Consider the following 20016-nt stretch of genomic DNA (forward strand, 5'->3'; position numbering starts at 1 on the left):
GGTGATGGTAAAAAGTACAACAAAAATGTGGGAAAGCTAGAGGCAAAATCGCGCTTCTAACTACTTCCTAGCTTGTTACCTGTTGAAGAGCGGATTACCAGCTTACCGTTCAACCCTCAAATTCCGCCCCTTATGTCGAACAACCGATAGTCATTATGAAATCAATTATGGTGGTGGGGACAACATCCCACGCGGGGAAATCACTAATAACTACAGCTATTTGTCGCATTTTATCGCGCCGTGGCTGGCGAGTGGCTCCCTTTAAAGGTCAAAATATGGCTTTAAATGCGTATGTAACCTCTAGCGGGGGAGAAATTGGCTACGCCCAAGCAGTGCAAGCCTGGGCGGCGGGAGTTGTACCTTGGGTAGAAATGAACCCCATTTTACTGAAGCCCCAAGGTGATATGACCTCGCAAGTCATTCTTAAAGGCAGACCTGTAGGTAAGGTGAGTGCGGTAGATTACTACGAGCAGTATTTTGAACTGGGTTGGCGGACAATTGAAGAATCCCTACAACATTTAGGTACAGAATTTGACTTGTTGGTTTGTGAAGGCGCTGGTAGTCCTGCGGAGATTAATCTCAAGCATCGCGACTTGACAAATATGCGAGTTGCTAAGTATTTAAATGCACCAACCATATTGGTAGTAGATATAGATAGAGGTGGTGCATTTGCCCATGTTATAGGCACTTTAGAGCTATTAGACCAAGACGAACGCGATTTAATCAAGGGTATTGTAATTAACAAGTTCCGTGGACAGCGCTCCATCTTAGAACCAGGTATCAAATGGTTAGAAGCGCGGACTGGTATCCCTGTGATTGGTGTTATCCCCTACTTGGAACATATGTTCCCGGCGGAAGATTCCCTAGATTTATTGGAGAGGAAAGCCCATAAATCCCAAGCTGACCTAGATATTGCAGTTCTGCGCTTACCGAGAATTTCTAACTTTACCGACTTCGATCCATTAGAATCAGAACCGTCGGTATCTGTAAGATATCTCAATCCTAAGCAAGAATTAGGTCATCCAGATGCAGTAATTCTACCAGGTACTAAAACCACAATTCCTGACTTGTTACTGCTACAAAAAAGCGGCATGGCAGAAGCCATACAACATTATGCGGCTTCTGGTGGCACAGTATTAGGGATTTGTGGCGGCTATCAAATGCTGGGTCAAATCATCGCTGACCCAGAGGGCATAGAAGGACAAGCTGGCAGATATCAAGGGCTAAATTTATTACCAATTAGAACTGTAATTACCGGACAGAAAATTGCCCGCCAGCGCCAAGTCAGCTCAAACTTCCCGCAAATGGGCTTACCAGTTTATGGATTTGAAATTCATCAAGGGCGATCGCGGATTGAACAGCAACCTGATAACCAAGCCTACCAGCCTCTATTTGATGATATTAATCTAGGCTTAGTAGATAGTTGTCAATCAGTTTGGGGTACATATCTTCATGGTATCTTTGACAACGGCCCTTGGAGAAGGGCTTGGTTAAACCGCCTCCGTCAACAACGGGGTCTCAAATCTCTGCCTACTGGTGTTGCTAACTACCGAGAACAGCGAGAGCAAACTTTAGACTCCCTAGCCACTGAAATTGAAAACCATTTAGACTTAACGCCGTTTTTGTCTTAGAGAGGTTGGTATTTGATGAATGTTCGCGTCCACTTTTTACCAGATGATGTCACAGTAGAAGCTGAAGTGGGAGAACCCCTATTAGATGTAGCAGAACGGGCGGGGATATTTATCCCTACTGGCTGTCTCATGGGGACTTGTCACGCTTGCACTGTGGAATTAGAAGATGGCGAAACCATCCGCGCTTGTATCACAGCCGTACCCCCAGGACGCGAACAATTAACCATTAATCTCTTTAGTGACCCAACATGGTGATCAGACAGCTATCACCAAGCTGACAGATTGCTTTCAAATATGTTGATGAGGGCGGTATTTTGCGGTGGAATCAGCCCATTGATGGCTAATGCGCCTCATACTACATTTTTTTCCCAAATAATCCCCTCATTACACCACTGAATCAGCAGCCATCGACTAGAGTCTTTATCCAATGCTGGTAAGACTCGAAAGTTGAATACTTCTTGCCAAACTTCTACCCCATGCTGGCTAATAAAATCTGCTTCTAAATCTTTAAATTTCTGCCACTGACGATCGCCTATAGCAGTAAATACAGGAATGATTGTATTTACTGGAATTTCAGTAGCTAATGTCTTCATTCTGGATAATCCTCGAAAATACAAATAAATTGCATAGGTGGTTTTTTAGTATTAATAATTTTTACCAATCGCTTACCCTTACTTCTTGCTACTGCAAAACAAGCCAATTCTGTTGCAGCAGCTGACCAGTCTCTAGGATCTGTCACCGGGTTAAATTTCTCATCCTCTGGATTTTCAGGTTGATTTTCCTCTATCATTCTTGACCTATCTACTCAGTCATGATCTAATTCATCAAACCTGAAAAAATCCAATTTTCAGATTGAGACATCAAGAAATTGATTACCCTTATTTACCCAGCTTTTGCATTCAAAGCATATTCTCTAAACCTTTCCAAATCCGCTTGAATTGTAGACTCCACCGCCCGTCCTAAAAATAGGTTATCCATGATTTTGCCAATGATTCCGGGAATAGCATAGGAAACGGTGAGTTTCACAATACTACTATCGTGGCGATCGTAAAAGCGAATCGCCCCTTGATTTGGCAAGCCATCAATCGATTTCCATTGAATAATCTGATTGGGTACAACTTTGAGAATCTGAGATTTCCAGGTAAAATCCAGACCGCCAGTACTTAGCTTCCAAATAGATATCTCTGGATTATCGGGTGGAATCTTTACCGAATCAATCCACTTCATCCATTTGGGCATTTGTTCTAAATCAGACCAGAGACTCCAGACAAAATCTATAGGAGCCTCTACTTCTACCTGTACACTATGCTCTAGCCAGTCTGACATTTTTCTGTCTTCCTCTGCGGTTCGTTATTGCTTGACATTCTCTAAAATTGCTTTTGCTGCCCGCCTGCCGGAAATTGTGGCTCCTTCCATACTATCGATATAATCTTGCTGAGTGTAACTACCTGCCAAGAAGAAATTCGGCACAGGTGTCTTTTGGTTAGGACGATATACATCCATACCTGGTGCTTCGCGGTAGAGAGATTGGGCAAGTTTGACTACGTTGTACCAAGTCATATTTAACTCCCGCGATGAGGGGAAGAGTTCATGCACTTGCCCAAGGACGTGCTGGGCGATCGCTTCGTTGCTTTGTTTAATAAATGGATCTCCCGGTGTCAGTACTAACTGCAATAATGAACCCTGTCCTGGGCGATAATAATCCGCAGGGCTACTCAGTGCTAAATCAGAAAAGCAAGAAAAGTCAGCATCGGCAGTGTAAAGTAAGTTATCTATGCCAGCCGCATGATTTAGCTGTTTGCGTTTTTCCTCATCTTGCAGTTCTGTTACCCAGCCATCAAATCTCAGTTGTACTGTTGCTACAGGCACCGCATCTAGTTTGTAGATATTGTCAAATTCTGACCACTTACGCCACTGCTGCGGTAATATCCGCTGAATCCCTGGCACATCACAGGCAAAGACATAAGCATCAGCAGTAATTACTTCCTCTGTATCACCTTGGGCAACTACTATCCCAGTTACACGGGTTTCTGTATCTGATTCTGCAAACTGAATTTCCCTCACTTGCCGACGGGTATGAACTTGTGTGCCTCTAGTAGCCAAGTATTCCAATATAGGCTTGTGCAAATATTCATGAGGCGAACCTTCCAACATCCGCAATATGGAAGCCTCTGTTCTCACCGCAAAAAACTGAAAGATTGTCAGCATACAGCGGGCGGAAATGTTTTCGCAATCAATAAATCCTAAGGCGTAAGCGATGGGGTTCCACATCCGCTTAATGCTACCTTGGCTACCACCGTGACTGCGAAACCAGTCAGCAAAGCTAATTTTATCTAAATCGCGGATAGTTTGCATCGCCCCTTCAAAGTCCACTAAACCCCGAACTATTGGGCTAGTACCTAGAGCGATCGCATTTTGCAATTTATCTTGTAATGATAGTTGAGAGGTGGTGAAAAATGCCTTTAAACCATTAAAAGGCGCACCTGTGAAGAACCGAAAATCTAAAGCACCTGTATGCCCACCTTTGTTGATAAAAGTATGGGTATGTTCTTTCAGGCGTAAATTATCTATCGCCCCTACCTTTTTCATCAAGTCAAAAAGCTGATAGTAGCAGCCGAAAAACACGTGCAACCCCATTTCAATATGGTTGCCATCGCTATCTACCCAACTGCCAACTTTACCGCCAACAAATGGACGGGATTCAAAAATTTGGATTTCACAGCCAGCATCAGCTAAATCTACGGCAGTGGCTAGTCCTGCCAGTCCCGCACCTACGATTGCAACGCGCATTCCGTCGTTCCTTTTCAGTTTCTTTACAGATTGTAACTGTCTTGGTGTCGTAATTTGCTATTTATTGAAAGCGACGATAAACCCCATCCCCTTTTGGGCGCAGAAGGATAGTTGTACTGTCAATACTGCTCGGTTAAGGATTTTCAACTCGGAATTTAGTTTGGGGAAAAGGTGAAAGGGTAAGGGTTAAAGGTTTTTTCTTCCCCCTTTTCCCCTTCCCCTTTTGCCCTTAACCGACAAGTATTGGTTGTACTGTCGCTTTAGGGCATAGGGCATTGGTTGCTTATCCCTTATGCCTAAAAACTCTATCTCCTGATCGGTGGAGTTTTTGATATGCAGCTGATTACTAGATATGAAAAAAAGAGACTCTGTTTACACAGAGTCTCTTGTTTATGAGACTAGAGGATTAGGTAAAAAGGGATTTACAACTGAAAAATATCCCCTTTCTGCGAGGTGCTATCCGTGCTTGCTTCCCCGGAGGGGTACGCTATCTCAGCAACGGAAGCATAGAGAAAGAATTCCTTCATCGCCTATGCTGGCAAATTTGGATAATTTAATTTTTGGAATTCCTCAAATCGAAAATTAAGAAATTTTAGTTAAGCTTCATATTCCTAAAGATTTGATCATGCTACTTGGCATCAGTTGCTACATTGAGCCAGATCTAAAATACACATATTTTAAATCTGCAACACTACCCAATGTGGTAAACTCTCCCACCCACTGTTTTTTCAACTTTAGTCTTCTACTTTTGGAAGAAGACCAAAGTGATTCCTCTTTGATTTATTGCCTATTTGGAGGGCAATGAAATAAAAACAAGTATTTAAAGTATTGTTGACAAATACCTGTCTACCTGCTTACTTCTTTAGCATCATCAGCAATGGATAAGCCTCTAATCAATTCGCGAATTACATCAGTTGCAGGTCTACCAGTTTGCTGACAGTATTGTTCGAGTTTTTCAGCTTCCTGTGCAGCGAGATTGACAGTTATACGTTTTACAGCCCACTTCTTATTTGTCATTATCATGTTAGTTGCTATATATTAACATCATCAAAGACAGCTAATTAAAGATGAAAAGGGTAAAATTCTTAGAATTAGTGTCAGTAAACAAGCAATGCCATTAACACTAAAAATGCTAGTTTTCTCAAAGATTGTTCATTTTCCAATAAAATATAAAAGGTATATTTGCTTTAATACTGTTGTGACAGGAAAAATACCGCACACTTGCCTTTGAAAGGTCTTGCATCGGTACGAGTATCTTGGTAGAAGCAAAAAAATGAAGTTTTATAAATCAAGGGTTGTCCATACTGTTAAGTAAATCAAGATAGTTGAATTTTTTCTTTAGCAAAAGCATTTGTTTTGCGCCTAAGACTCAATTGGTTAAAAAATTCTGGAAAAAACATAATATCATAAGATCTAACAATCAAGTTTTAGAACATTAACATTGTTAAACGCTTTCTGGGAAAGGTGTTTTAGCAATATATCTAGTTGGCTATTAATCAGTATTCAGTTCAGATAAACTAACCCTCTCTGTTCTGAAGTGGTTACCATTCATAGCATCTAGCTGCTGACATAAAACGTTATACTCATAAATGAAGATGCCATGAGAGTGAAGGTTGAGGTAATTTCTGTGTACACCTCATCTGCACAGTTTGACGCAAAAATTTAGTAGATTGTCATGAACTCCTAATTAAGTAGATTGCGTTTATCAATTCTGGTTCTTATAGGCAATAGCAAATGATGGTGTTATTCACTGCTATCAATTAAGAGAAAATTGCTACCAAATTAACAGCTTTACATTTGTATCTTTGGTAAATTGTGTTATTCATAGTTCTGGCAATTTACCACTATTTTTTCTGGAAGAAGTGAATTTTTAGGTTCTCAGGTACTTGCTAAATTATTTAACAACTATAAACATTTGGCATCTTTCAGTATTCATATAACTAGAGTTATAACTATCAAGATAAATCCTGAATAGCTTGCCTGGCTAGTGATGAATATGCAAGGAATTGCCACAAGACCTTATTTGTCTTCAATCATTATTTTGTGACATCAGGTTACTGTATAAAAAATATTGTACACTTCAATATTTTTTGGGTGTATTTATTATAGCGATTCCGTATAAACTTTAAGTAATCTTTATTCAAGCCTTAAATCATAGTAATTATTTACTTTGTAAAAAAATTACATAAGAAAATAGAACTGTCTAAAGTTTCAGTGAATAAGATTCATAAATAAAAAAAGACTAATATGTAATTTAAAACTTAGACAAATGTCTGTACAAGTTTGGTAATTTTAAAAGCCTGAAATAAGCGGCGAATCCTGTCGTTAGAGTGCTAATTAATACATATATAAATATCAGAATCAGTAAGGATATAACAGCAAACTATAGTTTCTTCATAAAGTTTTGAGCAAGTAAATCATCAGCCTATCCTGAGTCAAAATACTGAGGCCAACATGGGATTTTGGTTTGGTGGCAAGTTCCATCGCAGAAAAGCACCACTGTCGAAATAAAGCAGTAAGATCAGCACTTGGACAAAAATATTTACAGTCATTGCTAGCGAAGATTCCGCTTCCCTTCTCCTGACCTACGGTGTACACACAAGTCGTGAAATTCCACCTGAAGCTTGGTTTTGCCCTTTAACTCTGGGCTGTTGGAACGCTCCCGAAGCCTGTCATTGCGTTCGCGTAGCGTCTCGTAGAGAGGAGGAACGACGTTCGCGGAGCGTTCTCGAAGAGTAGCAATCGCAAAAACTACGGGATTATGCGATTACTTCGCTCCGCTATCGCTGCGCTCGTAATGACAATTTAAGGGGTCTATAACGCCTGAAACCCTTACAGCTACAACTTGTGTGTACACCGTAGCTTCTCCTGACGGAGACGCTGCACGAACGGGACGCTCCATTCGCAATGACTTTGTTAGGACTTACGCAAAAGTCACGTAACTACGTCATTACGAGCGCAGCGACGTAATCGCCTGAGATTCTGGGATTGCTTCCCTACACTTCGTTCCGGTCGCAATGACAAATTTTGCTTGTGTAAATCCTGTTTGTGTAATTAATTCTGTCTGACTACTTATTGCTTCAGTTAGATGCTGGGAAAGCAAACATCAAGAAACAAGGGGCGTGAATAAATATATCCATCCCCAATGAAATATAAGGGATTTCCAAGAAATAAATTATTCCATCTTGTGGGGCGGGTATCTTGCCCGCCACATAAGCTGGGCGGACAAGATGTCCACCCCACAATAAATACTGAGATATTTTTTTATTTGGAAGTGCCTAACAATCCTTTAATAGGGAGGCATTTATCCTCCTTCTAGTAAAAACTATTCAAATTGAAGTTCCGGTACGAGTTGCAGAGTACCAATACCTAAATCTTTCGGTGAAAGCGATCGCGCTTCAAATAAAGCCATCATATCTCGTAATTGCGGGTTGCCACGAGCCGCTCCTGTCAATCCTTTGGCAATAATTAAACCACAGTAGCCTTTAGTATTTTTACACCGTTGATTCCATTTTCTGCGCGCTTCTACGTGGATGGGGTCGTCATCTAAAAATTCCCCGAAGAGAAATAATTCACCATTTTGGGTTTGTAATAAGCCTAAGTCGTATTGATTGCCATCAAAGGGATCGGCACCCGGATTAAAGCAAATTGCTTTTAATCCCCCAGCGGCTTCTAAATTTTCAATTACTGTCTTCGCTCTGGGGCGGGAAGTTTGAATTAAAATTACCGGTAAACCATCACCTACTTTGGCAATTTCACCCACAGGATGATAGGTAACGCCTTGGCGCAAATACTCCAGCATTTCCCAAGAGACTACTCCCAAACTTAAGAACGAGTCTTCGGGGATCAAATCATCTCGTAATGAATGAAACATCATGGAGGAGTCTGACATTTCGTCATCAATATCTAAGCCTGCCATTTCCTCCAGTTCTGTTGCCAATTCTGGCATGGTAGAGACAGTTACAGATACAGTTTTCGTTGCTTCATCGGCATGAGGAAGTGTAATCCGATAGCGATGGCTGAGGCTGGGGAAGGAATCTGCATATAGTTGACGACGGTGATCGCGGATAAAGCGGTTGAGGCTTTCTAAAGCGACAAAGACAACTAATGCTTCTTCGTCATATAAAACCGATCGCAATCCTTCTAAAGGGTGGATATTACCGAAGGTAGGGTCAACTTCTGATAATGGTAGATTTCCTAAATCACCGTCATCTTCTTCATCTTCATCGTTACGCTCAAAGGTGAGAAACAGGCAATCTTGCTTGAGAAAAGCTTCTTCTAAACGTCCTTGTGATTCTTCATCTTGTAAAACAGCCGCACGAAATTGCTTCAGGGATTCTTCGGAACGGTAGAACAAAATGCCATATTCCATCCCTAGCATCCCCATTACAGAGGCGTAGAGTTTACCTACATCCCATCTATTGATTTCTATGGATAAAATTTGCTGTTCTTCCAAAAATTGCCAAGGAGATGCTTGCCAAATCGTGAAAGCCTTTTCTTGTAACGCTTGGGCATACTGAGGAGGTAAATCAGGGATTTGACTATCAAGAATTTCCCCAAAAGAGCGAAAAAGTTCATCAATTAAAGGCAATTCTGGTGCGTAGTCAATGGCGATGTCTAAATCTTGTAATACTCCACGCAGATAAAATTGGATTTCGCGATCGCGCACGACTATTCTTTGGGGACGAGCTGGTTTTGCTGGACTATGGGGATGTTCCATCGCCCGCATTAAAGTCCGAACAACCGCCTCCGGCCCTGTTTCTGTGGCAACTACATCCATGCCTCTGACAATACCTTGGGAACCGTCCACCCAAAGAATACAATCGCCCTTTCCTTCTGGATCTCTGGGCTGGGTTTGGGAAGATGACAACGGACGGCGATCGCCCTCCCATACAGAAGGAATTTGGGTTAATTTCTTCAACCGACGACTGGTAGAGCGATTAAAACTTGTCATAGAGTAAGTTAATTAAAAGAAGCAGTTTATCCGTCAATTTTTGGGAGTAGTTAGCCTGAGATGCAATTTTCCTAGCCTTTACCTAAATATTTACTGGCAATTTAGGCTACCGCAAGGCTAAATCTCCCAAAATAGCGAATCTTAAAACGCACCGAATCTATCAATTCTAGAATAAAAATATTTAGCCGCTTTTGACGCAGTCTTTACAATTTACCAATCAGGGACATCAATGTCGCTAGAATGGATACAAAAACACTAACTACAACCCCAGCATACTGGTTAAAGCAATTCAGGAGTTGAAACAGCATATGACACAAGCCACTCAGCCACAACAACGTGGAATTCAGTTAAGCGAAACCGCATTACGTCAAGTAAAATCTCTCCGTGACAGACAAACTCAAGATTTATGCTTACGGGTAGGCGTAAGACAAGGCGGCTGTTCTGGGATGTCCTACATGATGGACTTTGAAGATGCCAGCAAGATTACCCCCCAGGATGAGATTTTTGACTATGATGGCTTCAAAATTGTTTGCGATCGCAAAAGCCTATTATACCTCTATGGCTTGATGCTGGATTACAGCGATGCCATGATTGGTGGCGGCTTCCAATTCACTAACCCCAATGCCAACCAAACTTGTGGTTGCGGTAAGTCATTTGGTGTCTAGTCCACTGTCAAAAGTCAACAGTCAACAGCTTAAATTATTGATCCTTCACTATATGATCCTTTACTATTGACCCTTGACCCTTGACAACTGACCAATGACTAATACTGTTGACTCCCTGTTTGATACAGGTTTAGAACGCTATAAAGCAGGAGAAAGCGCCGCTTCTTTAATTCCTGTTTTTAAAGAAGTTTGCGATCGCTCTCCTAAAAGTAGTTCTGCTTGGACTTGTTTGGCTTGGTTATATATGCTAGACAACAAAGCCAACTTAGCTTACAAAGCTGCACTCAAGGCAGTCAAGCTTAATCCTCAAGACCCACAAGCCAGAATTAATCTCGCCGTGGCGATGTTAGAAACCGGTCAAAAAGGTTTGCGGCAACATATTGATTTTGCCCAACAGTTAATTTTTGTAAATCAAGAATGGGAACAGGAAGTTAGAAACAGCATCGAAGATGGTTTAACTAGAAAACCAGATTGGCAGAGTTTGGCAAAAGTCAAAGGCTGGCTGTTTGATCAATAAAGGTTCTGAAGCTAGGGGCTAGGGTCTAGATAGTAGAATTATTGAGACTATAAAAATCAAGCTGAGTTTCTCATCCTTAGCTCCTAGTCCCTCACCTTCAATCACTATTTCTGTATGAAAGATAAATTGTTAAGCTGGCTCAACTACATTTTAGTCGCAGATGTATTTCTGGTTTTGTTGGGCTTTGCCTGGTTTGCGATCGCAGTTATTGGAGAAGCTTCTGGTATCAATTTAGGGCTAGATTTGTGGCATCAACTCTGGCAACCTTTATTTAACCCCGCGCTGGGGATTCTTATGGGAGGCGCGTTACTCAGCGGTTTAATCAATTGGGTGTCGCGCAAATTCCAGGCTGATTAGTTTAATTATTGACTGTTGACGTTATTGCAAAATTTCCCTAAGTGCTGCTGGTAATTCAGGATACTGATACTCAAAGCCTGATGCCACAGTGCGCTTAGGTAGCACGTTTTGACCTTCTAATACTACTTTTGCGCCATCTCCTAAAAGCGCTTCTAAAGCCAAAGCTGGTACAGGTAACCAAGAAGGACGATGCATTACTTGTCCCAGAGTTTGGCTTAACTCTGTCATCCGGACTGGATTTGGTGCAGTAGCATTATATACACCTTCTATCTCTGGTTTGGCGATCGCTTGCAGAATCAGATTAACTCCGTCATCTAGATGAATCCACGAAAACCATTGCCTACCACTACCAATAGGGCCACCAGCAAAGAGTTTGAAGGGAGTAATCATTTTACCCAAAGCGCCACCCATTCCCAGAACAATACCAAACCGGAGAATTACTAAGCGTACACCAGCATCTTTAACTTTGTTTGCTTCTGCTTCCCAAGCGAGACAGACTTCCGAGAGAAAATCATTTCCAGATTGGCTGGTTTCGTCAAAGGTAGCAGTTTCGCTAGTCCCATAGAACCCAATAGCTGAGGCGTTGACTAACACCTGTGGTTTGGGGTTAGCTTTAGCTATTGCTTCCACAATTTTTTGTGTTCCTAGCTGACGACTATTCAGAATCTCTTGTTTGTGTTCTGGTGTCCAGCGTTCTTCAGCGATGGGTTCCCCTGCTAGGTTCACCACAGCATCACAGCCTGCGATCGCATCCTGCCAAGGGCCGGATACAGTGGGTGTATAGGCAATAATCTCTACATTGGAGAACGCTTGAGAGGGAAAAACTTTTCTGGCAAAGGTTGTATTACGAGTTAACACTAACACGCTATGACCTTCCTGATGGAGTCGTGTTACCAAACGACTACCGATAAATCCTGATGCTCCCGCAATTGCTATTTTCATAATCCTCTACCTCCGCCAAAACCTATTTTAAAGTTTTTTATCAAATTTTCAGCTTGTAACGTTTTTCTTTTTGGGTAAAAAGACTTGGTTTGAGATTTTGGATGAGATTTCTTTAATGAATCTGTAATCACTTGCTGTTTACATGCTTCGATATTATAGGATGGACGGAGTGTTGCAAGGCGTGGGGCTATTATGGCTCGCTATACCTGTTCATTTATTGTTTCTGTTGCTGTTGAGCATCTCCAGCCGTTGCTTGTAGATTTGCTACAAGACTGTGAATTTGATATTCAATACTACACAGGCGATTACATTATGGCTCGAGAGATACCTGGGACTGTTCCATTTTCTAAAATGGTTAAAGTGGAAGTACTGATTGATAAATCGACAGCCACCGAAACAGAAACCCGGATGAGTATTGTGGTTAAAAATGAGGAACTGCCACTCCAACTAGATAATCACTGCCGACAAATGTTTGAATTTATCAAGCAGGCGATTGAACATAGTCGCCATTGGCATTTGATTGAAAGTTTAGCAGGGTAATTTTTGCTACATATTATTTTAGGCATCGGCTGCGGCTAGCTTCAGGCAAAGCTAGCTCAAGCGACGCGCCAAAAATTATACTCATACCAATTTTAGATTGTGAATTTAGCTCAAAATTCCTCACAACAGACTTTTCGAGCCAACTCCGTTGTATAGCAGGACTTACGCAAGCAAAATTTGTCATTGCGACCGGAACGAAGTGTAGGGAAGCAATCCCAGAATCTCAGGCGATTACGTCGCTGCGCTCGTAATGACGTAATTACGTGACTTTTGCGTAAGTCCTATATAGGTCTGATTATGTCCAACTGATCATGACAAACAGTAGCTTACAGCTTTTGTATCTGTAAGCAGTTAAAAGATTGGCAGCTTGAAATTTTTTTGAGCAAGCGCCTCTGATTTGATAATTTTATGGGTTTTAGATTTCCTCTAAATCATCAGTCATACCCGGATTTATTAGTGTAATATCATACTCACTAGCATCCGTCATACCTGAGCGATGAGTATTTCTTAACAAGTAATAAATGGCACGTACTTGTGGGCCAAAAACAATCTCGTCTTCATTTCTCAGATCGTGGGATTGCATCTTTCGCCCATTAATCATGAGACCGTTAGAACTGAGTTTGCCTTTAGCATCGCCATCAACAATTCGGTAATAATAGCTATGGCCATCCAGTTCGCGTGGTAACCTTACCAAGGTGGCATGGCGGCGAGAGACAAACTGCGACACCAATCGGATATTGCAATCGCGGTCTCTACCGATAGAGTAGATGGGATTTTCTAGCGAAAATTCCTTACGACCTTGATCATCCTCCAGAATCAGAAGATGGCTTTCGTTGGTTTCTGCGGCCATTGATGCGTCGTTGCTAAAATCGCTTGAAATTTGATTGCTGAAGATGTGTTTAATATAGTTTCCTGCCATTATTACGCATTACAGTCTGTGGTACTGCTTTAATAAGCATTTAAGTGCATTTTGACTCAATAGAGTAGAATATTGCTCTTCTACTCCTGCTATTTTCATTTTAGGAAGATTCTCAACAGATGTGGTAGATGCATCAATCCTGATGATTAGTAAATCTGCCGAGAAAGGCAGAATTGCGATTGAGTTGAGAGTATTATCTCCTAAAAGAAATTTACGGTCGATGAGCCAAACGCCGTAATAAAACTGAGTTACTAACAACACTAACTGAGCTGAATGCCATTAATGCGGCGGCACCAGATGGGCTAAGGAGAAAACCCAAACTTGGTAACAAAACACCTGCTGCTAAGGGAATACCAATTGTATTATATGCAAAAGCCCAGAATAAATTCTGACGGATTTTGTTGAATGTGGCACGGCTGAGGTGAATTGATTCCACAACATCGCTGAGGCGATCGCGCATTAATACAATAGCAGCAGTTTCCATTGCCACATCGGAACCTGAATACAATGCAATTCCCACATCTGCTTGCGATAAAGCAGGCGCATCATTAATTCCATCTCCCACCATTGCCACAATAGCTTGTGGTTTGGAGTTGTTTGTCATTTCGCCAGCTTGCAGGGATTGGATGGCTGCGGCTTTTTTACTGGGGGGAACACCAGCTATGACATCATCGCTACTTAGTCCCAGTTGTTTACCGATCGCACTCGCGGCTTCTTGGCGATCGCCACTGAGTAACATTACCCGTAAACCCATCTGGCGCAATTTATCGACTGTAGCTTTGGCATCTGGCCTGAGAGTATCGGCAACGCCAATAATTCCGGTTAAAATCCCGCCTACTGCTACACAAACAACTGTTTTCCCCTCTGCGGCTAACTTTTGGCTTAACTGTTGTGCAGTCTCGCTAATGGCAATTCCGTGCCAACTCAACCATTCCCAATTTCCCAATAAGACATTTTTACCTTGGACTACAGCCGATACTCCTAGTCCTGGTTCTGTATGAAACTCTACAGCCTCAGGGATAGTTAATTCTTGTCGCTGTGCTTCCTGCTGAATGGCTTTAGCAAGAGGGTGGAATGTGCCGCTTTCTACAGCCGCAGCAAATTGGAGAAGAGACTGAGGGTTAGGAACTAGAGAAAATTCGCCCTCAGAGGCTAATTCTTCAATTAGCAGACAATCTGTAACGGTGGGATTACCTGTAGTTAACGTGCCAGTTTTATCAAAGACTACTGTATCTAGCTGGTGAACTCGTTCCAAAACGTCACCGCCTTTGATTAACAAACCCCGTTCTGCACCTAAGCCAGTCCCAACGAGAATGGCTGTAGGTGTAGCCAAACCTAAAGCACAAGGACAAGCCACCACCATAACTGCGATCGCTAATTTTAAGCTGATCAGGAGTGGAGAATAATGAGCGGTAAGTGCTGAGTGCTGAGTGCTGAGTGGCGAGTGGTGGGCCATTTCCATGCTGGTTGACATGGCAATATCTGGCCAGATGTGAACACCAAAGAAATACCAAAAGACAAAGGTTAATGAAGCGGCTGCTAATACACCATAGGTAAAGTAACCAGCTACTGTATCAGCTAATTTCTGAACAGGTGCTTTGCGGGTTTGGGCATCTTCCACCAGGGCGACAATGTGGGCTAATGTGGTATCGCTACCTGTACGGGTGGCTTGAATTGCGATCGCCCCTGATTGATTAATAGTACCGGCTGTAACAAAATCTCCAGGTTGCTTAATTACTGGTACAGCTTCCCCTGTCAGCATGGATTCATCAACTGTGGTTTGTCCCCACCGCACCTCACCATCAACGGGGATTTTATCACCAGGCAATATCTGTAACCATTCACCTACTCGCACTTGTTCGGCAGGAATCTCGATGCTAGCAGAACCGATAACAGCATCTCGACCTGCACCATTACTTTCTTGCCCAATTTTCTCCGGGTTAGCAATCAACCGCGCTATTTGTGGCTGCAATGCTAGCAGTTGCCGAAACGCTGCCGCAGCGCGACCTCTAGCTTGTTGTTCTAATGTCCGCCCCAAAAGAATGAAGCCTAACATCATCACTGGTTCGTCAAAGAAGCATTCCCAACCCATTTGGGGGAAGAGTAGCGCCACCAAACTGGCTGTATAGGCTGTTAAGGTTCCCAAGCCGATCAAAGTATTCATGTTGGGCGCATTTCGCCGCCAGCCTAGCCAGCCATCAACTAAAATCGGGCGACCAGGAAATAGTATCGCCACTGTTGCCAGGCCACAATGGAACCAGATGTTATTTAAAATTGGCAGATTTGAGCCGCTAATCGTACCAAAATGCCCAATTGCTGAAAAAACTAAGAGCAAGCCAGCAACTACTAATTGCTTGAGTGCAGAGTGCATTTCTCGGTGCTGACGTGCTTCTGGATCTTCTCTAGTTGATGCGCTGGCGGCCGTTCGAGGCTGAGTAGGGAAGCCATTGGCACTCAAATGCTTTGCCAATTGTTCAGCATCCACTACACCCACTTCTGACTCTACAACTGCGACCTCAGTTGCCAGGTTTACACAGGCACTCTTGACTCCTGGATGTTGAGTTAGCTGCCTTTCTACTGCTTTCACACACCCAGCACACTTCATGCCCCCAACATCCAGAATTATTTTCTCTGTAATGGGCATCATTTCTGGGGTGAGATTCGTTTTGGGAACAAGTTGCATGGCAAGAGTTTAGTTAAATTCGCTGCAATTTTCAACGCTCATTACAAGCGTCCTAATTTGAGGGTAGGCGAAATTTTGAACTAAGACTGCTTGTCGCAGATAAATTTAAATAAGGGATTGGGGAACTCGGGGCCCCCTCTGGGGATAAGGGGTAATGGGGATTGGGGAGATGAGGGAGATGAGGGAGATGAGGGAGATGAGGGAGATGAGGGAGATGAGGGAGATGAGGGAGATGAGGGGGATGAGGGGGATGAGGGAGAATCCTAAACGAATTTCTTAATTACGAATTACGAATTACGAATTACGAATTACGAATTACGAATTCTTATAAGATACATAGACTAATGCTGCAATTTGGATAGGCAGAAAAGCAATTATGCTTTTTAGAAAATAGTTTATTTCTAGATTAGACATTGTGATGAAATATGCCGCACCAACTAGCAAGAAAAAGGCTAAGGAAAGTTTTTGATGTTTGATGTTGAGCATAATGGTAGATATAAAATGTCAATATATAGAGTTGCTTGCAGAAAGTTTATTTTATTGATGATATCGATTGTTTTCAGATAACCGACTTTTTATAAAAGTCGGTTATCTCAATATTTATGCATGATTTAGGATTTGTATATGCATTTAGCTTACATAGCCTGAAATATCAGTGAGATTGTGAGCTATAAATCTAAAACCAGCCCTGCTTATTGACAAAATAAGTGTCTACAAATTCTTCTTGAGACTTGTTTAAGTAGATCATGCCTTCAATCAAACCTATAAGTTGCATAATTAACAAAGTAAAACCGTAGGTAAAAGTACCGCCGACTACGGTGATAACTAGCATAATGAAGCCTTCTGGAGCATAACCAAGAATAAACTTATGTACTCCAAAACCACCGAAAATAATGCCACAGTAACCAGCGATTAGTTGTTTGTTCGCTTGGCTGGAGTTGAGATTTGCCATATTGACTGCTGCTCCTGGAGAAATAGGGGGTAATTTTAAATGATTCTTTCAGAAAAGTAGTAAATATATTCACTGAGGAAATATATTTTTACTTTCCCTAACGAAAAAGCTCTAATTTAGATAAATAAGCATAACCAAATTGTCACGATACCTGAGGAATCGTCAGCATAATGGTTAAGGGTTAAAGATAAGGATAGAAAGGAAAAGGAAAACCTTTAACCATCACCCATAAATTTTTTACCCAAATTAAACTTTCTGTTCAAAATGTTGAATCGAGTACTTTTGAAACAGAGGTTATTTGATATTGTTTGGAACTATATCGTGCTTCGATACCTGAGTGACTTTTGTATCTTTAGGCTACAAATTTCAACAGATGAGTTTTGCCAAATCTTAGGTGAATTTTTCTCTTGAGGAGAATTCACTTTCAATTATCAGCAAATACCCCTATGTTGGAATACCCCTATTTACAAGTTCATCAGTTTTATGTCCGGAATTTTTTGGATATGGCTGCAATGATGAGGATATATTTAATGGAAACTTTATAGAAAGTACCAGTATAGGCATCTTCCCACACAAAAGAAACAATTTTTCCACTACCAAAATACATGGAAGTAGATTGTGCAAAAACTCATCAATCACTGCTAGCTGCTTTCCCAAGCATTCTGAAACAGAATTTTTGGGAAGCTAATCCCTATCTCTACAAGGACTGATATGGCTTAGAGGTGACTCAATGTCACTCTAGAAATTTACTATGTATTTTTTGGTATTGCTGAAGAGGTTTGTACCACCAGCAATATTGACCCTAAAAATAGCATTTATTGATGGTAAGTACTGACTGAGAAAAGTGCTAAGTATCGAGTAAAAAAATACTCCTACTTAGTCTCTAGCCTCTCAATACTTTTCGGTTAAGGGGAAAAAGGGGAATGGGAAAAGGGAAAGAAACAACCTTTCACCCTTACCCTTTAACCTTTTTCCCAAAAGCTATTTTGAGTTCAAAACGCTATCCCTTGTAGTATTGTCTCGCTCTAGCTTCTCTTCTCTACTTTGTGGCTGGCTTTATAGCTGCAATGATTGTCATATATTATTGCCATATATGGAGATGAAAGCAAATATTTTTCTGCTTCGGCAACCGTGAATTTACGTATAATTAATTACCGCTACCTAGAATAAACAAACTGAGTAGAGTGCCACTATTCCAAAGACTGTGGAGCAGCATCGGTGCGAGGAGGTTACGCGATCGCGTGTAGACTACACCTAAGACGATCCCCAAAGCTGTGAGGGGGAGAATTTCCGATAAGCTGAGGTGAGCAGCCGCAAATAGTAAGCTACTTAACAGAATTGATCCCCACACAGGAAGGTAACGAGTCAGGGAAGGTAACAAGAAACCTCGGAAAAGAATTTCTTCAAAAACAGGAGCTGCGATCGCAGCTGTGATAAAAAATATTCCTAGTGCGACAGTATCTTGACTTTCTAATGCCAGTTGTAACAAGGGATTACTACCGCCTTGTCCTTGCCATAGCTGTTGATTAATCAAAGACACGACTACTACTATTGGTAAAGCGGCGCAATAGCCACCTAATCCCCATAAAAACCATTTACTGCGGAGATTGAAGCGAAACCAGTATTCTGGTAGTGGGAAAAAGCGCTTAATCGATAAATATAGTACTGCTAGCGCCCCTGATGCGACGATAATATAACGCAGCAAAACCGAGAAAGCCTGAAAGCGCACATCACCACCACTCAAGGAGAAGGGGAGCAGGGATAATATTAAAGGTACAAAAACTTGCCCCATCAAGAAAAAGCCGATAACAAAAACTTGGAGAATCGTTTCACCACCCCAAGGAGTTGACCAAGCTACATCAGCATTTTGAGCTAATAAAGCGGCTTTTCCCTTCACCAAATATTGCACTAAGACTGCAATTAGCAGTACTATCCCAATGACAGCTGCCAAGGTGGGGATGATCCCAATTACCGCTAACTTCACGACAGCTTGAGCAGCAGTTTCTTGTTGTGCTGCTTTTACTGTCGCCAGTGCATCGGGACGTTGCTGAAGTTGGTATAGTTGCACTAAGGCTGTAGCACGAAACCAACCATCTAAATTCTTTTGAATCAACTGTTGAGCATTGGGGAGCAGACGGGGAGGATTACTCCATAACCCTGTTAATACAGCAGAGGTTTCGGGAAATTCTGGACTAATATCTGAGCGTTGCTGGACATCATCCCAAGTCTTAATTGCTGTCTCAGTCTTTCCCTGCTGTGCTTGTAAAATTCCCAAACGTAAATCTAATTCCGCCGATAATTTTTGCAGTTGCTTGAGAGACTGCTGCAACTGTTGCTCTTGTGGATTAGCCGGATTTTCTCCGGGACGAGTTTCTGGTAAAGGTTTAGACGGTGCGGGAGTGTTAACTGCAGGAGAACGCAATTTTTCCAGTTGAGTTTTAGCTTTCTCCAAATTGGTTTGTACCGATTTCCGCGCATCTTGATATTGCTTGGCAGCATTTTCCAGAGGTTCCTCACCCAGTATGGTTTCGCGAACCACTTGTAAATTTTCTTTGCTGCTCTCTTCTGGTTGCCAAGCTTGTGCTTGTAGCGCCAAATTTGTTTGGTACAACTCCAAGCGGCTTTGAAACTGAGGTTCCTGCCAACTGCCAAATAAAGACAAGCCAGACAACGCCAAGGAAATCAGCGTTAATCCAATTAAACCCAACCGTTTGATAGTCATTATCTCCCCTTGACTAACCTTTTTAAAGCGCGTGCCCCTTGGAATTATCGCAAGAAAAAGGGGGAATGGGGAATGGGGAATGGGGAATGGGGATTGGGGAATGGGGAATGGGGATTGGGGAATGGGGAATGGGGAATGGGGAATGGGGAATGGGAAATGGGGAATGGGGAATGGGGAATGGGGAATTGTTTTTTTTCTGAGCAGTAGGGGTATTGGCGGCGTAAAACCTACTATTAGGGACTTCCAAATAAAAAAATATCCCAGTATTTATTGTGGGGTGGACATCTTGTCCGCCCAGTTTATGTGGCGGGCAAGATGCCCGCCCCACAAGATGGAATAATTTA

Annotated in this window: 20 protein-coding genes; 8 read left to right on the forward strand and 12 right to left on the reverse strand. The window is 42.1% G+C overall.

Annotated features, from left to right (window positions below; genetic code table 11):
- Positions 1-155: 155 nt before the first annotated feature.
- Entirely contained in the window at positions 156-1631 is a 1476-nt protein-coding gene (gene cobQ / locus HGR01_RS01855; RefSeq protein WP_045870037.1) for a cobyric acid synthase CobQ, read from the forward strand.
- Positions 1632-1646: 15 nt separating this feature from the next.
- Positions 1647-1886, forward strand: coding sequence for a 2Fe-2S iron-sulfur cluster-binding protein (locus HGR01_RS01860; RefSeq protein ID WP_045870038.1), 240 nt, complete (start codon positions 1647-1649; stop codon positions 1884-1886).
- A 95-nt stretch (positions 1887-1981) separates the two neighbouring features.
- Here HGR01_RS01860 and HGR01_RS01865 read toward each other — a convergent pair whose 3' ends face one another.
- From HGR01_RS01865 to HGR01_RS01890, 6 genes are all read right to left on the reverse strand, one after another.
- Positions 1982-2224 (reverse strand): hypothetical protein, encoded by a 243-nt coding sequence (locus HGR01_RS01865; RefSeq protein ID WP_045870039.1) that lies wholly within the window; start codon positions 2222-2224, stop codon positions 1982-1984.
- Positions 2221-2421, reverse strand: coding sequence for a hypothetical protein (locus HGR01_RS01870; RefSeq protein ID WP_045870040.1), 201 nt, complete (start codon positions 2419-2421; stop codon positions 2221-2223). The genes HGR01_RS01865 and HGR01_RS01870 overlap by 4 nt, the downstream gene beginning before the upstream one ends.
- A 92-nt stretch (positions 2422-2513) precedes the next feature.
- Positions 2514-2957: an SRPBCC family protein gene (locus tag HGR01_RS01875; RefSeq protein WP_045870041.1), complete on the reverse strand. Its 444-nt coding sequence runs from the start codon at positions 2955-2957 to the stop codon at positions 2514-2516.
- Positions 2958-2981: 24 nt separating this feature from the next.
- Positions 2982-4421, reverse strand: coding sequence for a 9,9'-di-cis-zeta-carotene desaturase (zds, locus tag HGR01_RS01880; protein ID WP_045870042.1), 1440 nt, complete (start codon positions 4419-4421; stop codon positions 2982-2984).
- An 846-nt stretch (positions 4422-5267) separates the two neighbouring features.
- Complete coding sequence (locus tag HGR01_RS01885) at positions 5268-5444, reverse strand: CopG family transcriptional regulator (RefSeq protein ID WP_194007814.1); 177 nt, start codon at positions 5442-5444, stop codon at positions 5268-5270.
- A 2302-nt stretch (positions 5445-7746) separates the two neighbouring features.
- Positions 7747-9375, reverse strand: a complete 1629-nt coding sequence (locus tag HGR01_RS01890; RefSeq protein WP_045870044.1) for a DUF6930 domain-containing protein — start codon at positions 9373-9375, stop codon at positions 7747-7749.
- 308 nt (positions 9376-9683) lie between these two features.
- On the opposite strand from HGR01_RS01890, the gene HGR01_RS01895 reads away from it, so the two are divergent.
- From HGR01_RS01895 to HGR01_RS01905, 3 genes are all read left to right on the forward strand, one after another.
- Positions 9684-10040, forward strand: coding sequence for a HesB/IscA family protein (locus tag HGR01_RS01895; RefSeq protein ID WP_045870045.1), 357 nt, complete (start codon positions 9684-9686; stop codon positions 10038-10040).
- Positions 10041-10134: 94 nt separating this feature from the next.
- Positions 10135-10557 carry a tetratricopeptide repeat protein gene (locus tag HGR01_RS01900; protein ID WP_045870046.1) on the forward strand — a complete coding sequence of 141 codons (423 nt, stop codon included), beginning with the start codon at positions 10135-10137 and terminating at the stop codon, positions 10555-10557.
- Between the two features lie 114 nt (positions 10558-10671).
- Positions 10672-10914, forward strand: a complete 243-nt coding sequence (locus HGR01_RS01905) for a hypothetical protein (RefSeq protein WP_045870047.1) — start codon at positions 10672-10674, stop codon at positions 10912-10914.
- Positions 10915-10935: 21 nt separating this feature from the next.
- Here HGR01_RS01905 and HGR01_RS01910 read toward each other — a convergent pair whose 3' ends face one another.
- Both HGR01_RS01910 and HGR01_RS01915 read right to left on the reverse strand, forming a co-directional pair.
- Positions 10936-11856: a TIGR01777 family oxidoreductase gene (locus tag HGR01_RS01910; protein WP_045870048.1), complete on the reverse strand. Its 921-nt coding sequence runs from the start codon at positions 11854-11856 to the stop codon at positions 10936-10938.
- Complete coding sequence (locus tag HGR01_RS01915) at positions 11853-11987, reverse strand: hypothetical protein (protein ID WP_255325197.1); 135 nt, start codon at positions 11985-11987, stop codon at positions 11853-11855. The genes HGR01_RS01910 and HGR01_RS01915 overlap by 4 nt, the downstream gene beginning before the upstream one ends.
- A gap of 61 nt (positions 11988-12048) precedes the next feature.
- Here HGR01_RS01915 and HGR01_RS01920 point away from each other — a divergent pair, with 61 nt between their 5' ends.
- Positions 12049-12396, forward strand: a complete 348-nt coding sequence (locus HGR01_RS01920; RefSeq protein ID WP_045870049.1) for a hypothetical protein — start codon at positions 12049-12051, stop codon at positions 12394-12396.
- 415 nt (positions 12397-12811) lie between these two features.
- On the opposite strand, the gene HGR01_RS01925 is transcribed toward HGR01_RS01920, so the two are convergent.
- Both HGR01_RS01925 and HGR01_RS01930 read right to left on the reverse strand, forming a co-directional pair.
- The gene (locus HGR01_RS01925) at positions 12812-13315 is read right to left on the reverse strand and encodes an FHA domain-containing protein (protein WP_045870050.1); all 504 of its coding nucleotides are present in this window, start codon (positions 13313-13315) and stop codon (positions 12812-12814) included.
- 211 nt (positions 13316-13526) lie between these two features.
- On the reverse strand, positions 13527-15998 hold the full coding sequence (locus tag HGR01_RS01930) for a heavy metal translocating P-type ATPase (RefSeq protein WP_045870051.1): 2472 nt from the start codon (positions 15996-15998) through the stop codon (positions 13527-13529).
- A 117-nt stretch (positions 15999-16115) separates the two neighbouring features.
- Between HGR01_RS01930 and HGR01_RS01935 the strand changes: the two genes are divergently transcribed.
- Positions 16116-16265: a hypothetical protein gene (locus HGR01_RS01935; RefSeq protein ID WP_155539187.1), complete on the forward strand. Its 150-nt coding sequence runs from the start codon at positions 16116-16118 to the stop codon at positions 16263-16265.
- A 409-nt stretch (positions 16266-16674) separates the two neighbouring features.
- On the opposite strand, the gene HGR01_RS01940 is transcribed toward HGR01_RS01935, so the two are convergent.
- Together HGR01_RS01940 and HGR01_RS01945 are read right to left on the reverse strand one after the other, a co-directional pair.
- Positions 16675-16950, reverse strand: a complete 276-nt coding sequence (locus tag HGR01_RS01940) for a TM2 domain-containing protein (RefSeq protein WP_045870052.1) — start codon at positions 16948-16950, stop codon at positions 16675-16677.
- Positions 16951-18097: 1147 nt separating this feature from the next.
- Positions 18098-19672, reverse strand: coding sequence for a CPBP family intramembrane glutamic endopeptidase (locus HGR01_RS01945; RefSeq protein WP_045870053.1), 1575 nt, complete (start codon positions 19670-19672; stop codon positions 18098-18100).
- Positions 19673-19737: 65 nt separating this feature from the next.
- On the opposite strand from HGR01_RS01945, the gene HGR01_RS01950 reads away from it, so the two are divergent.
- Positions 19738-19872: a hypothetical protein gene (locus tag HGR01_RS01950; protein WP_255325198.1), complete on the forward strand. Its 135-nt coding sequence runs from the start codon at positions 19738-19740 to the stop codon at positions 19870-19872.
- Positions 19873-20016: the final 144 nt, after the last annotated feature.

Source organism: Tolypothrix sp. PCC 7712 (genome assembly GCF_025860405.1).
GTDB lineage: Bacteria > Cyanobacteriota > Cyanobacteriia > Cyanobacteriales > Nostocaceae > Aulosira > Aulosira diplosiphon.

Bases quoted from the DNA above. Each gene is read 5' to 3' on its own strand.
- HGR01_RS01940 (WP_045870052.1), bottom strand. From the start codon at position 16,950: ATGGCAAATCTCAACTCCAGCCAAGCGAACAAACAACTAATCGCTGGT.
- HGR01_RS01920 (WP_045870049.1), top strand. From the start codon at position 12,049: ATGGCTCGCTATACCTGTTCATTTATTGTTTCTGTTGCTGTTGAGCAT.
- HGR01_RS01890 (WP_045870044.1), bottom strand. From the start codon at position 9,375: ATGACAAGTTTTAATCGCTCTACCAGTCGTCGGTTGAAGAAATTAACC.
- HGR01_RS01865 (WP_045870039.1), bottom strand. From the start codon at position 2,224: ATGAAGACATTAGCTACTGAAATTCCAGTAAATACAATCATTCCTGTA.
- HGR01_RS01925 (WP_045870050.1), bottom strand. From the start codon at position 13,315: ATGGCAGGAAACTATATTAAACACATCTTCAGCAATCAAATTTCAAGC.
- HGR01_RS01930 (WP_045870051.1), bottom strand. From the start codon at position 15,998: ATGCAACTTGTTCCCAAAACGAATCTCACCCCAGAAATGATGCCCATT.
- zds (WP_045870042.1), bottom strand. From the start codon at position 4,421: ATGCGCGTTGCAATCGTAGGTGCGGGACTGGCAGGACTAGCCACTGCC.
- HGR01_RS01870 (WP_045870040.1), bottom strand. From the start codon at position 2,421: ATGATAGAGGAAAATCAACCTGAAAATCCAGAGGATGAGAAATTTAAC.
- cobQ (WP_045870037.1), top strand. From the start codon at position 156: ATGAAATCAATTATGGTGGTGGGGACAACATCCCACGCGGGGAAATCA.
- HGR01_RS01860 (WP_045870038.1), top strand. From the start codon at position 1,647: ATGAATGTTCGCGTCCACTTTTTACCAGATGATGTCACAGTAGAAGCT.
- HGR01_RS01950 (WP_255325198.1), top strand. From the start codon at position 19,738: ATGGGGAATGGGGAATGGGGAATGGGGATTGGGGAATGGGGAATGGGG.
- HGR01_RS01945 (WP_045870053.1), bottom strand. From the start codon at position 19,672: ATGACTATCAAACGGTTGGGTTTAATTGGATTAACGCTGATTTCCTTG.
- HGR01_RS01905 (WP_045870047.1), top strand. From the start codon at position 10,672: ATGAAAGATAAATTGTTAAGCTGGCTCAACTACATTTTAGTCGCAGAT.
- HGR01_RS01910 (WP_045870048.1), bottom strand. From the start codon at position 11,856: ATGAAAATAGCAATTGCGGGAGCATCAGGATTTATCGGTAGTCGTTTG.
- HGR01_RS01900 (WP_045870046.1), top strand. From the start codon at position 10,135: ATGACTAATACTGTTGACTCCCTGTTTGATACAGGTTTAGAACGCTAT.
- HGR01_RS01885 (WP_194007814.1), bottom strand. From the start codon at position 5,444: ATGATAATGACAAATAAGAAGTGGGCTGTAAAACGTATAACTGTCAAT.
- HGR01_RS01895 (WP_045870045.1), top strand. From the start codon at position 9,684: ATGACACAAGCCACTCAGCCACAACAACGTGGAATTCAGTTAAGCGAA.
- HGR01_RS01875 (WP_045870041.1), bottom strand. From the start codon at position 2,957: ATGTCAGACTGGCTAGAGCATAGTGTACAGGTAGAAGTAGAGGCTCCT.